This window comes from Labedaea rhizosphaerae (assembly GCF_004362825.1).
Taxonomy (GTDB): domain Bacteria; phylum Actinomycetota; class Actinomycetes; order Mycobacteriales; family Pseudonocardiaceae; genus Labedaea; species Labedaea rhizosphaerae.
The window spans coordinates 25,301-37,640 of sequence record NZ_SNXZ01000002.1 but is presented as its reverse complement, the minus strand read 5'-3'; the positions used below and the strand labels follow the sequence as shown (position 1 = coordinate 37,640).

General features: G+C 71.1%; 12 protein-coding genes. 8 read left to right on the top strand and 4 right to left on the bottom strand.

Annotation, left to right across the window (positions count from 1 at the left end):
* Positions 1 to 18: 18 nt before the first annotated feature.
* Positions 19 to 645: a TetR/AcrR family transcriptional regulator gene (locus EV186_RS09800; protein WP_133848925.1), complete on the bottom strand. Its 627-nt coding sequence runs from the start codon at positions 643 to 645 to the stop codon at positions 19 to 21.
* Positions 646 to 751: 106 nt separating this feature from the next.
* Between EV186_RS09800 and EV186_RS09795 the strand changes: the two genes are divergently transcribed.
* Both EV186_RS09795 and EV186_RS09790 read left to right on the top strand, forming a co-directional pair.
* Positions 752 to 1,981: a lipase family protein gene (locus EV186_RS09795; RefSeq protein WP_133848924.1), complete on the top strand. Its 1,230-nt coding sequence runs from the start codon at positions 752 to 754 to the stop codon at positions 1,979 to 1,981.
* Positions 1,982 to 2,095: 114 nt separating this feature from the next.
* A complete protein-coding gene (locus tag EV186_RS09790) occupies positions 2,096 to 2,632 on the top strand; it encodes a GNAT family N-acetyltransferase (protein WP_243753949.1) in 537 nt (178 codons plus the stop codon).
* Positions 2,633 to 2,642: 10 nt separating this feature from the next.
* On the opposite strand, the gene EV186_RS09785 is transcribed toward EV186_RS09790, so the two are convergent.
* Positions 2,643 to 3,479: a MaoC/PaaZ C-terminal domain-containing protein gene (locus tag EV186_RS09785; RefSeq protein ID WP_243753948.1), complete on the bottom strand. Its 837-nt coding sequence runs from the start codon at positions 3,477 to 3,479 to the stop codon at positions 2,643 to 2,645.
* A 232-nt stretch (positions 3,480 to 3,711) separates the two neighbouring features.
* On the opposite strand from EV186_RS09785, the gene EV186_RS09780 reads away from it, so the two are divergent.
* The 3 genes from EV186_RS09780 to EV186_RS09770 all read left to right on the top strand — a co-directional run bounded on the left by EV186_RS09780 (position 3,712) and on the right by EV186_RS09770 (position 6,755).
* A complete protein-coding gene (locus tag EV186_RS09780) occupies positions 3,712 to 4,986 on the top strand; it encodes a PucR family transcriptional regulator (protein ID WP_133848922.1) in 1,275 nt (424 codons plus the stop codon).
* Between the two features lie 33 nt (positions 4,987 to 5,019).
* Entirely contained in the window at positions 5,020 to 5,976 is a 957-nt protein-coding gene (locus tag EV186_RS09775; protein WP_133848921.1) for an SDR family NAD(P)-dependent oxidoreductase, read from the top strand.
* A 74-nt stretch (positions 5,977 to 6,050) separates the two neighbouring features.
* Positions 6,051 to 6,755 (top strand): PP2C family protein-serine/threonine phosphatase, encoded by a 705-nt coding sequence (locus tag EV186_RS09770; protein ID WP_133848920.1) that lies wholly within the window; start codon positions 6,051 to 6,053, stop codon positions 6,753 to 6,755.
* Between the two features lie 162 nt (positions 6,756 to 6,917).
* On the opposite strand, the gene EV186_RS09765 is transcribed toward EV186_RS09770, so the two are convergent.
* On the bottom strand, positions 6,918 to 7,796 hold the full coding sequence (locus EV186_RS09765) for a 2-hydroxy-3-oxopropionate reductase (RefSeq protein ID WP_133848919.1): 879 nt from the start codon (positions 7,794 to 7,796) through the stop codon (positions 6,918 to 6,920).
* Entirely contained in the window at positions 7,793 to 8,578 is a 786-nt protein-coding gene (locus tag EV186_RS09760) for a hydroxypyruvate isomerase family protein (RefSeq protein WP_133848918.1), read from the bottom strand. Before EV186_RS09760 ends, EV186_RS09765 begins: the two co-directional genes overlap by 4 nt.
* A 115-nt stretch (positions 8,579 to 8,693) precedes the next feature.
* Between EV186_RS09760 and EV186_RS09755 the strand changes: the two genes are divergently transcribed.
* The 3 genes from EV186_RS09755 (at position 8,694) to EV186_RS09745 (ending at position 12,254) form a co-directional block, all read left to right on the top strand.
* Positions 8,694 to 9,458, top strand: a complete 765-nt coding sequence (locus tag EV186_RS09755; protein WP_133848917.1) for an IclR family transcriptional regulator — start codon at positions 8,694 to 8,696, stop codon at positions 9,456 to 9,458.
* Positions 9,459 to 9,640: 182 nt separating this feature from the next.
* Positions 9,641 to 11,134: an FAD-linked oxidase C-terminal domain-containing protein gene (locus EV186_RS09750; RefSeq protein ID WP_133848916.1), complete on the top strand. Its 1,494-nt coding sequence runs from the start codon at positions 9,641 to 9,643 to the stop codon at positions 11,132 to 11,134.
* A gap of 1 nt (position 11,135) precedes the next feature.
* Positions 11,136 to 12,254 (top strand): FAD-binding oxidoreductase, encoded by a 1,119-nt coding sequence (locus EV186_RS09745; RefSeq protein WP_166659094.1) that lies wholly within the window; start codon positions 11,136 to 11,138, stop codon positions 12,252 to 12,254.
* The last annotated feature ends 86 nt before the right edge of the window (positions 12,255 to 12,340 follow it).

Here is a 12,340-nt window from a genome sequence, read left to right as displayed (position 1 = left end):
ACGCGGGTGGCTGTCGCCTCATTTTGCCGGGCGGTCCAACAGGTCCTTGGCTCGTTCCGGTTCGTCGCGCACCACGCTGCGACCGATGTGGAGGTCGCGCATGGCCTCGAACAGCCACTGCGGGTTGTCGAAGTCCGGATGGGCCAGGCGCAGCATGCCGTACCCGATGCCCAGCGCCAGCAACGCCTGCGTCTGCACCTTGTCCTGCGGCAGGTCGAGCCCGGTCATGGCCTCGGTGACAACCTGCGTGTAGCGGTCGATCGTGCTGCGCGCGGGCTCGGCGATCTCCTTGGTGCGCGGTGCGTTGCAGAGGATCTCGTAGAACGCCATCCGGTCGGTCAGCGGCAGCTCGCTCATCGCGAACAGCAACGCCTGCAGGGCTTCGCCGATCGTGCCGCCTTGGTCGAGGGCCGAGCCGACCGCGTCCACGAGCAACCGCATCCGTTGCTCGGCGAACTGTTTCAACGCCTCGTAGACGAGTTCGTCGATGGACGAGAAGTAGTAGCTCGCGGTGGCCAGCGGCACCCCGGCCCGCTCGGTGACCGCGCGGTGGGTGACGCCCGCGACGCCGCGCTCGGCGACCACCTCGATCGTGGCGCGCAACAGCAACTCGCGGCGGTGGCGGCCCTTCTGGGGGGACGGCATGACCCACACCGTAGCCACCTTGTCGATTTGGAAGAAGTTCTTGGAAAACCTTCCAACTGTGCGGTAACGTCCGTCACATCGTTGAGCCCGGTGGAGGGAGAGCGTGATGCGTCGGCTCGTCGGGGTGCTGGTCGCGGTCGGCCTGGCGCTGGGGGTGGTCTCGGCGGGGCCGGCGTCGGCCGCGATCGACTCGTCCGGCTCCGCCGTGATCCTGCCGCCGGACCAGGACCCGTTCTACGTCCCGCCCGCGGACTACGGCTCGCGTCCGAACGGGACGGTGCTGCGCTCGCGCGAGATCACCGCGCTAGCTTATGTGATGCCCATCCCGGTGCACGCGTACCAGGTGCTCTACAAGTCGGTCGACGGCCACGGCGCGCCGGTGGCCGAGGCGGCGACGGTGCTCGTGCCGTACACGTCGTGGACCGGGCCGGGCACGCGGCCGCTGGTGTCGTACCAGATCGCCGACGACTCGCTTTCCACGCGCTGCCAGCCGTCCTACACGCTGCGGGTCGGCATCGGCTCGCCGACGGGCGTGGGTTCCTACGAGGTTTCCATGTCGTACCAAGCGCTGCTGCGCGGGTACGCCATCGTCTACGCCGACTACGAAGGCCCGCACTCGCAGTTCGCCGCCGGACCGCAAGCGGCGCACGGTGTCCTCGACGGCATGCGCGCGGTGCTGCACCACGCGCCCGCCGGGCTCGACCCGAACACGAAGATCACGCTGTGGGGATACTCCGGCGGCGGCCTCGCGACCACGTGGGCGGCGGAGCAGCAGGGGAGTTACGCACCCGAGCTGAACGTGGTCGGGGCCGCCGCCGGTGGGGTGCCCGCCGAACTCGGCGCGATGCTGCGCCACAACAACGGCAACCTCGGCGCGGGGCTGGCGCTGCTCGGCGTGATCGGGTTGGCGCGGGCGTACCCCGAGTCGGGCGTCTACGGCATCCTCAACGACCGGGGCCGCGCGCTCTTCGCCACCAACGAGGACGCCTGCACCCTCGACGTCGCGGTGCTGCACCCGTTCGACCGCATCGAGAACTACACGACCATCGCCGATCCGATCGACTCGCCGCAGGCGCGGTTCCTCATCGACACCAACAACCCGGGCCAGGCCACGCCGCGGATGCCTTACTACAACTACGAAGCGCTCCAGGACGAGTTCGTCCCGGCCGCGCTGGCCGACGGGCTGCTGAAGGACTACTGCGCGGACGGGGGCACGGTGAAGAAGGTGCGCATCCCGTTCAGCGGCCACATCACCGGTGAGGTCCAGGGTGGACCGGGTGCCTTGCAGTTCCTCGCCGACCGCGTCGCGGGCAAGCCGGTCACCTCGGATTGCTAGTGCGGCTGGAGTACTAGGTTCCTCGCCACCCGCCAGTGGTGAGGGTGGCTCCGGCCACGGTCGTCAGCCGACACCGTGGCCGGAGCCCTTCGGGAAATCTGGTTGAGTGGTGGCATGCTGATCGCACCACGCGACGACCGCCTGCACCTGCGGGCTTTCACCGAGGACGACCTGCCGTTCCTCGACCGGCTCTGCACCGACATCGACGCCCTTGGCGCGCACGAGTGGCCCGGGTTCATGGACGTGCGCACCCGCCGCAAGCGCTGGGAGGAGGACGGCTACATCGGCACCCAGTCGGCGGTGCTTGCCGTGGTGCTGAACGGCGAGGACACGATCGCCGGCATCGTGTCGTGGCGCGCGGGCCGCGCGGACGGGGCGAGTATGGTCCGCGAGATAGGTTGCGGATTGCTACCCGAGCACCGTGGCCAAGGCCTCGGCACCCGCGCGCAACGCCTGCTGGTGGCCCACCTCTTCGGCTACACGAGGGTCGAGCGCCTGGAGGCGATCACCGACGCCGAGAACATCGCCGAACAGAAATCGTTGCAACGCATCGGCTTCCAGTTGGAGGGAGTACTGCGGCACCGCAACTTCCAGCACGGCACCTGGCGTGATCACCAGATCTACTCGATCCTGCGTGGTGAATGGAGCTGAGCTCGCGGTGTTACGCGCGGCCGGCCAGTGATCCGGTGAGCACGGCCGCATTCCCGCGATCGGGAACCGTTGCCGCGTAAGTGATCCGCTGGTCCTCGACCCACAGCCGCACCCGCAACGTCTCGCCGGGGTACACCACACCGGTGAAGCTCCCGGTCACCGATCGGACGTCGTCCAGACCTCGAGCGTCCATGATCGCCATGGTGACCATCCCGTAGCTCGCGAGTCCGTGCAGGATCGGGCGGTCGAACCCGGCCGCGGCGGCGAACTCCGGGTCGGCGTGCAGCGGGTTCCGGTCACCGCACAGCCGGTACAGCAAGGCTTGCTGCGGCAGCGTCGACACGGTCAGCTCGGCATCCGCCGCCCGCGGCGGCAGCGGCTCAGGTCGGGTCGACGGGCCGCGTTCGCCGCCGAAACCGCCTTCGCCCTTGCAGTACAACGTCGACCTTGACCGGAAAACCTGCTCGCCGGCCGTGTTCGTCGCGATCGTCTCGTGCACCAGCACGGCCGCGGTGCCCTTGTCCCACACCTCGACGACGCGCGGGTGCAGCGTGACCGTCCCACTCCTGGGGATGGGCCCACCCAGCTCGACCTCCTGGCTCGCGTGCAACACCCTCGTCAGGTCCACATGCACGCCCGGGAACAGTAGGGCCGGCGGGTCGAACATGCCCGCGCTCGGCGCGAGCGCCGGGAACGTCGGCAGCACGACCAGGTTCCGCTCATAGCTCCAGCGCAGGTTGTCCGGCCCGGCGCCCAGCGCCAGGTGGTAGCGCAGCACCTCCGACTCCGTCCAGCGGTACGGACGGGCCGGAAGCGGGGTGCCGAGGGCCGTTCGCGGGTCGATCACGCCGGTCATTGTGCCGGTCGACGACGTGCTTGCCGGTCGCTTGTCACAGCTATCAATTCGGTCATCGTGCGTTGACACGTTCCGTGGTCGAGCCATAACGTGAAGATGTCACGGAGGTGGCCCGCTAGTGGTGATCTCCTGGCGTCGGGGAACCTCTGCGGTCGCAAAGACGCGTCTGGAGCCGGGGAGGCTCTGTCGTCGCGGCCGGGTAGAACGCTGCGATGGGGGAGCGATGACCGACGCCGTTGCCAAGGACCTCGAGCGCACCCGGGTGGTGAACCTGCCGGGACCGCGCCGACCTGCGGTAACACCCCCTGTCGAGCCTTCGCCGTGGGGCAAGATCCCGCGCGACCTCGCCGTCATGTTGCGTCCGCTGGCCGGTGGAGTCGCCGCGGACATGTTGCGTGAGATCCAACGTGCGGTGCCGCAGTACGCGCGGCCGTTGGAAGGCCCGTTCGGCAAGACGATCATCCGCAGCGTCGAGCACGGCATCGCCCAGTTCATCGAGCGGGTGGCCGATCCCGGGTCGGACCGGCAGGCGGACATGGAGCTGTTCCGGATGCTCGGCCGCCTCGAAGCCGCCGAGGGCCGCGGCCTGGAAGTGCTGCACTCGGCGTGCCGCGTCGGTGCGCGCGTGGCATGGCGGCGGGTGTCCGAGTACGGCCAGCAGCACAAGCTGCCGGTGTCGATCATGTGCGTGATCGCGGAGGCGATCTTCGCCTACATCGACGAGATCTCCCGGCTCTCGCTCGACGGCTACACCGCCTGGCAGCTGGAGGCGGCGGGTGCGCTCGCCAAGCGCCGGCGCCAATTGCTCGACCTGCTCGTGTCCGACCCGCCGCCGGCGCCGGCCGCGGTCGAGGAACTGGCCAAGGCCGCCCGCTGGCGGGTGCCCGAGCGGGCGCGGGCGGTGGCGCTGGAACGCACCGAGGACGCCGACGACCTGCGGCTGATGGTCATGCAGGACGCACTGACCGATGTGGACGGTCCGGCGCCGTGCCTGGTCGTGCCTGCGGAGGAGTCCATGGAGGTGCTGCGCGCCGCGCTGACCGGCTGGCGCGCCGCGGTGGGCCCGGCCGTCCCGGTCGCGGAGCTCGGCCGGTCGCTGAACTGGGCCCGGCTCTGCCTGGACCTGGTGCGCGGTGGCGTGTTGCCGGACGAACCGCTCAGCCAGTGCACCGACCACCTCACCGCGCTCTGGCTCTGCGGCGACAACTCCCTCGCCGAGGCGCTGATCCAGCAGACGCTGCGCCCGCTGCTCGAGCTGACCGACAAGCAACGCCAGCGGCTGGGCTCGACCTTGATGACGTGGCTGCAGACCAGTGGCAGCGCACCGGAGATCGCCGCCGCGCTCGGCGTGCACCCGCAAACCGTGCGCTACCGCATGCACCAGCTCGAGGCGCTGTTCGGCGACCGGCTCACCGACCCGGCCGCACGCTTCGACCTCATGGTGGCGCTGCGGGCGATGGAGCTGCGCTCAGCCGAACTCGGTGAGCCCGCCGTTTGACCTGGTGTGCACTCCAGTTCCTACGGTTGCGGTATGACTCGACGAACGGCGCAGCAGAAGATCGGTTCGGGCTTCGGCGTGGACAGCACCGCGGCCGAAGTGCTCAAGGACATCGATCTGGACGGCAAGCTCGCCCTGGTCACCGGCGGCTACTCCGGGATCGGGCTGGAGACGACGCGCGCGCTGGTCGGCGCGGGAGCCCGGGTGGTCGTGCCCGCCCGGCGCCCGGAGGCTGCGCGTGAAGCCCTCGCCGGGATCGACCGGACCGAGGTCGCCGCGCTGGACCTGGCCGACCTGGACAGCGTGCGGGCCTTCGCCGACGGGTTCCTCGACTCCGGCCGCACCCTCGACATGGTGATCAACAGCGCCGCCGTCATGGCGTGCCCGGAGACCCGGGTCGGCCCGGGCTGGGAGCTGCAGTTCGCCACCAACCACCTCGGGCACTACGCGCTGGTGAACCGGCTCTGGCCGGCCATCGAGCCCGGCGGCGCCCGCGTGGTGGCCGTGTCCTCCGGCGGGCACTGGCGCACCGGGATCCGTTGGGAGGACCCGTTTTTCAAGACCGGGTACGAGAAGTGGACGGCCTACGGTCAGGCGAAGACGGCCAACGTGTTGTTCGCCGTGCACCTCGACGCGCTGGCCCAGGACCGCGGCGTGCGGGCGTTCGCGTTGAACCCGGGCGGCATCATGACGCCGTTGCAGCGCCACCTCACCCGCGAGGAGATGATCGAGCGCGGCTGGTTCGACGCGGACGGCAACGCGCTGATGCACTTCAAGACCCCCGAACAGGGCGCCGCGACGCAGGTCTGGGCGGCCACGTCGCCGCAACTGGCCGGGAAGGGCGGGACCTACCTCGAGGACTGTGATGTCGCCGAGGTCGCGACCGGTGACGCGCCGGGCGGCGTGCGCGACTACGCGATCGACCCCGACCAGGCGGCTCGGCTCTGGGCGTTCTCGGCCGAGCTGACCGGCGTGAACGCGTTCGCCTGATCGGTCCGACAAACCACTGGGAGCCTTCAGGAGGATCACAGGTTTCCCACAGGTAGGCGGCCGACTGTGGAGGTATGCGAGCCAACACCGCCGCCATCGGGCACACCGCCGGAGCCCGCGGCCCCCGCCTGATCAACGCGGACGCCGTCGCCGCCTACCGCAGGCCGGGTGCGCGCGGGACCGCCTTCGCGCTCGCCGACGGGGTCGGCGACGACCCGCGGGCTGCCCGCGCGGCGCAACTGGCCGCCGCGGCCGCCGTCCGCGCGGACACCGACGACCCCGCCGAGGCGGTCCTCGCCGCGCAGAAGGCCGTGCTCACCGACCCCGATGCCGCCGATTGCGTGCTGGTGGTCGCGCTGCCGGACGGCAACGACTACCGCATCGGCTGGGTCGGCGACGCCCGCGTCTACGCGGCGATCGGCAACGAGCTCCGCCAGGTCACCACCGACCAGACGTTGGCGAACCACTTCCGGGCGCGGGGCGTCACGCCGAACCCGCGCATGGAGCACGTGGTGGTCGTGAGCGTCCGCACCACGACCGCGCCGGAGATCGGCGTGACGCGGGTGCCCGCACCGGAGTTCCTGGTGCTGGCCAGCGACGGGGTGCACGGCCGGGTCGGCGACGACGTGATCCTGCAGGCCCTGCGCTATGCCTCGGACCCCGCCCGCGCTTTGGTCGACGCGGCGACGGTGGCCGGGACCACGGACAACGCGACGGCGTTGGTCGTCCAGTGCCTGCCGGGCAGGACCGGCGAGACGACCGTGGCGATTGCCGCCTGAGCGCTCGTCGGGCTGTTCCGGAAGGCGGCCTCAGCCCCCGTCCGGAGAGCCGTTTGACGAGCTTAAGCATGGCGCTGCGATCCTGCAGACCTGTGCTATGCCCCGTCCAGTACCTTCCGGTCAGGACCGGCGAGACGACCGTGGCGATTGCCGTCTGAGCGACTACCCGCGGCCGGAGAGCTGTTCGACCAGCTTGAGCAGGGCGCTGTGGTCGAGATCGCCGTGGCCCTGGGCGCGCAGCGCGGCCACCAGCTGGGCGACGTGCGCGCCGAGCGGGATCGCGACGCCGCGCTCGCGAGCCGCCGCCGTGACGATTCCCAGGTCCTTGTGGTGCAGGTCGACGCGGAAGCCCGGGCTGAACTCGCGGACGAGCATGCCCGCGCCCTTGCGGGCGAGCACGGTGCTGCCGGCCAGGCCGCCGCCGAGCACCTCCAACGCCGCCTCGGTCGCCACGCCGTGCGCCTCGAGGAAGACGATCGCCTCCGCGACCAGTTCGAGCGTGCCCGCGACGATGAGCTGGTTCGCGGCCTTCACCGTCTGCCCGGACCCCGGCGGGCCGACGTGGACGATCGTCTTGCCGACCTTCTCCAGCAACGGCCGCGCGGCAGCGACGTCGTCGTCGGACCCGCCGACCATGATCGAGAGCGCGGCCTCCTTGGCTCCGGCCTCACCACCGCTGACCGGCGCGTCCACCACTCGGATCCCAGCACTGGCACCGGCTTCGGCCAGCTCGCGTGCGGTGTCCGGGCGGATGGTCGAGCAGTCGATGTGCAGGGCGCCCTTCTTGGCGTTGGCGTAGATGCCGTCCGCGCCGAGCGCCACGGCCGTGACGTCGGGGCTGTCCGGCAGCATCGTGATCACGACGTCGGCGTCGGCGACCGCTTCGGCAACCGTGCCGCCATCCCGGCCGCCGGCCTCGACGAACCGCTCGACCGGCTCGCGGCTCCGATTCACCCCGAGGACGTCATGCCCCGCGTCCACCAGGTGTTTCGCCATGGGCGCACCCATGATCCCGAGCCCGATGAACGCGACAGTGCTCATTCCAGCCACCGCAGACCCTCCACTGTGGACGTCTCGGGCTTGTATTCGAGGCCGATCCACCCGTGGTAGCCGGCGTCGGTGAGTTCGGCGAGGTACCGGTCGAACGGGATCTCGCCGGTGCCCGGTTCGTGCCGGCCTGGCGCGTCGGCGACCTGCACGTGGCCGATCCGGTCCGCGTACTTGGCGAGCGCGGCGCTCACGTCGTCGCCGTTGACCGTCAGGTGGTAGAGGTCCGCGAGCAACCGCACGTTGGGCTTGTCCACCCGGTCGATGACGGCGACGGCGTCCGCGGCGATGAGCAGGGGATAGCGGGGCGCGCCGCTGACCGGCTCGACCAGGACGTTCGCGTTGATCCGTGCCGCCGCCTCGGCCGCGCGGGCCAGGTTGGCCGTCCCCAACTCGTCCTGCTGCGCGGGCGAGGCGTCGTCGATGCGGTTGCCGTACAGCGCGTTGAACCCGGCGACGCCCAGCTGCTCCCCGATGCCCACGGCCACCTCGACGGCGTCGGCGAACTCGCGCTCCCGGCCCGGCCAGCTGACCACGCCGCGATCGCCCGCGGGCATGTCACCCGCGAAGAAGTTCAGCGCCACGAGCCGGACGCCCGAATCACGGATCGCGCGCACGAACGCGTCCACCTCCGCGTCGGCGGGCACCGCGACCGGGAACGGCCACCAGAACTCGACGGCGGCGAACCCGGCGTCGCGGGCGGCGGCCGGCCGGTCGAGCAGCGGCACCTCGGTGAACAGCAGCGAGCAGTTGGCGAGGTAGCGGGAGGGAATCATTTGATCCTTAGTTCCACAATATGGAATAATGCCTTCGTCAGATGGAATCCTAGGTCGTCGAGCATCGAATGCTCAAGGGCGCGATAGGTTCCGGTGCGGAGAACCGGAGGGGCGGATGGCGAAGACGGCGAGCGGCGTGCAGTCCCTCGACCGGGCCCTCGGCCTGCTCGAACTGCTCGCCGACGCGGGCGGCTCGCTGCGGCTGGCCGAGCTCGAGGCCGCGTCCGGGTTGCCCCTGCCGACCATCCACCGGTTGCTCAAGTCGTTGGTGCACAACGGTTACGTGCGCCAGGAACCGTCCAAGCGCTATGCGCTCGGGCCCCGGCTGATCCGGCTCGGGGAGACCGCGGGCCGCGCGCTGGGCTCGCTCGCCGGCCGCCAGCACCTGGTCGAACTGGCCTCCCGCATCGGCGAGACGGCCAACATGGCGGTGCTCGAAGGCGATGCCGTCGTGTACGTCGCGCACGTGCCGTCCGGGCACTCGATGCGGATGTTCACCGAGGTCGGCCGGCGGGTGCACGCCCACTGCACCGGTGTGGGCAAGGCGCTGCTCGCGCAGCTGACCGACGCCGAGGTGCGCGCCCTGCTGCGCCGCACCGGCATGCCCGCGATGACCACCCGCACCCACACCGACCCGGACGCGCTGCTCAGCGAGATCACCGAGATCCGCGAGCAGGGCTGGGCCGTCGACGACAACGAGCAGGAGGTCGGCGTGCGTTGCGTCGCGGTGCCGCTCGACGGTGCGCCGACGCAGGCCGCCATCTCGGTGTCCGGGCCGTCCGGGCGGATCACGATGGGCCGCGTCGTCGAGATCGCGCCGGTCCTGCGGGCCACCGCCGAGCGGCTCGCCGAGGAGCTGCGCGGGGACCTCCCGCACTGACCTCCGGGGTTGTCCGGCTCCGTCGACACTTGACATGCGCTAAACATCGCCTGCATTCTTCCGTTATTCGGTAGTCGCGTATCGAGTAACGGAGTGCATGCGGACACCTTGCGCTGGGCAAGACCGCGGCGGGAAAGTGGTTTCCCTGTCAACCTCATGACGGCGCAGTCCGAGGAGGTGTGATGACCGAGCAACTGATCGCGAAGCAGGATCAGGCGTCACCTCGGACCCTCGCCCTGGCCGAACGGCTGCGGACGGCCATCGGCGCGGCGAAGGTGCTGACCGACCCGTCGCAGCTGCGCACGTACGAATGCGACGGCCTGGAAGCCTTCCGGGTGCGGCCCGGGGTCGTGGTCCTCGCCGAGGAGCGCGACGACGTCGTGCGGACGGTGAAACTCTGCGCCGAGGCCGGGATCCCGTTCGTGGCAAGGGGTTCGGGCACCGGTCTGTCCGGCGGCGCGGTCCCGGTGGCCGACGGCGTGCTGATCGTCCTCACCCGCCTGCGCCGCATCCTGGACGTCGACCCGGACAACGCGCGGATGACCGTCGAGCCGGGCGTGATCAACCTGGCGGTCAGCCGCGCGGCCGCGCCCAACGGCCAGGCCTACGCGCCCGACCCGTCCTCGCAGCAGGTGTGCAGCATCGGCGGGAACGTCGCGGAGAACTCCGGCGGCGCGCACTGCCTGAAGTACGGCTTCACCGTCAACCACGTCATGGGCGCCGAGGTTGTGCTCCCCGACGGCAAGGTCGTGCACCTCGGTGGCAGCGCCCCCGAACACCCCGGCTACGACCTGCTCGGCGCGTTCGTCGGCAGCGAGGGCACGCTCGGGGTCGTCACCAGCGTGACCGTGCGGCTGATCAAGGTGCCCGAGGCGGTCCAGACCATGTTGGTCGGGTTCCACTCGGTGGCCGACGCGGCGGGCACGGTCAGCGACATCATCGCCGCGGGGATCCTGCCCGCTGCGATCGAGATGATGGACGCGCTGGCCATCGAGGCGGCCGAGGCCGCCGTGCAGTGCAACTACCCGGCGGGTGCCGCGGCCGTGCTGGTGATCGAGCTGGACGGCCCGGGCGTCGAGGTGGCCGAGCAGTTCGACCACGTGGAAACCCTTGCCCAGGCCCGCAACGCCTTCGAAACGCGGATCGCCCAGGACGACGAGGAACGCGCGCTGATGTGGCGTGGCCGCAAGTCCGCGTTCGCCGCGGTCGGCCGCATCAGCCCGTCCTACTACGTGCAGGACGGCGTCATCCCGCGCACCCGGCTGCCGGAGATCCTCGCCGACATCGACGCGCTCGCCGAGCGGGCGGACCTGCGCGTGGCCAACGTCTTCCACGCGGGCGACGGCAACCTGCACCCGCTGATCCTGTTCGACGACGCCGTTCCCGGCGCCACGCAAGCCGCGGAGGAGCTGGGGTTCGCGATCCTCGACCTGTGCATCGACGCCGGTGGTTCGATCACCGGTGAGCACGGCGTGGGCATCGAGAAGAAGTCCAAGATGGCCAGTCAGTTCACCGCGGCGGACCTCGACACCATGCAGCTGGTGCGGTGCGCGTTCGACCCGGACGGCCTGGCCAACCCGGGCAAGGTGTTCCCGACGCCGCGCCTGTGCGGTGAGCGGCCCGGCGTGCGGACCGCCGGCACGGCGCCGGATCCCACCCTCGGCGAGGTGTTCTGACGTGGACCTCGCCGGCGTCGCCCCCGCCGAGACGTTGGTGCCCTCGACCACCGACGAGGTCGCCGACATCCTTCGGGACACCACGGGCACCTTGATGGCGGTCGGCTCGGGCACCAAGGTCGGCTGGGCCGCGCCGCCCGCGTCCTGCGACCTGATGCTGCGGATGACCGGGCTCGACCGGGTCGTCGACCACCAGCCCGGCGACCTGGTCGTGGTCGCCGAAGCCGGGGTGCGGCTGTCGGCGCTGCAAAAGCAACTGGCACAACACAACCAGATGCTCGCGCTCGACCCGCCCGAGGACGGCGCGACGCTCGGCGGGATCGTCGGTGCGAACGCGTCGGGCCCGCGGCGGCTGCGCTTCGGCACCGTGCGCGACCTGCTGATCGGCGTGACCGTGGTGCTCGCCGACGGCACCACCGCCCGCTCGGGCGGCAAGGTCGTGAAGAACGTGGCGGGCTACGACCTGGGCAAGCTCTACACCGGCGCGCACGGCAGCCTCGGCGTGGTCGTCTCGACGACGTGGCGCCTGCACCCGTTGCCGCCGGCCCGGGGCGCCGTCGTCGTGCGGGTTGCCGATGCCGCGCAGGCCGGGCGGTTCGAGGCCCTGCTGTCCCGCTCGACGCTGACACCGACCGCCGTGGAGCTGCGCTGGGACGGTGCAGCTGGGGAGTTGGTCGTGCTGTTCGAGAGCATCGCCGCCTCCGTCGACGCCCAGTCGGACGCGGCGATCGCCTTGCTGGGCACGGGGGAGCGGGTGGACACCCCGCCGCCGTGGTTCGGCGAACGCCCGCGGGGCGGCATCGTGCTGCGGCTGGCGTACGTGCCGCACGCGTTGCCGGACGTGCTGACGGCGCTGCCCGACGGTTCGAGCGGCACGGCGTCGGCGTGCACGGGGGTGGCTTACGTGTCGGTGCCGAGCGACACCGACCTGGCCGCGCTGCGCACGACGATCGCGCCGCACGACGGATCGGCCGTCGTGGTGGAAGCCCCGGACGAGCTGCGGGACCGGATCGACCACTGGGGCCCGGTGCCGGACTCGTTCGGCCTGATGAAGCGGGTGAAGGACCAGTTCGACCCCGGGCGTCGGCTGTCGCCCGGCCGCCTGCTGGGAGGGCTGTAGATGGCTGCCGACGGCGAAGACCGGCCCACGAGCGCGCCACGGGCCGCCGAGCAGGCGGCAGCCGAGGTGGTCGGGGCGCCCCGGCC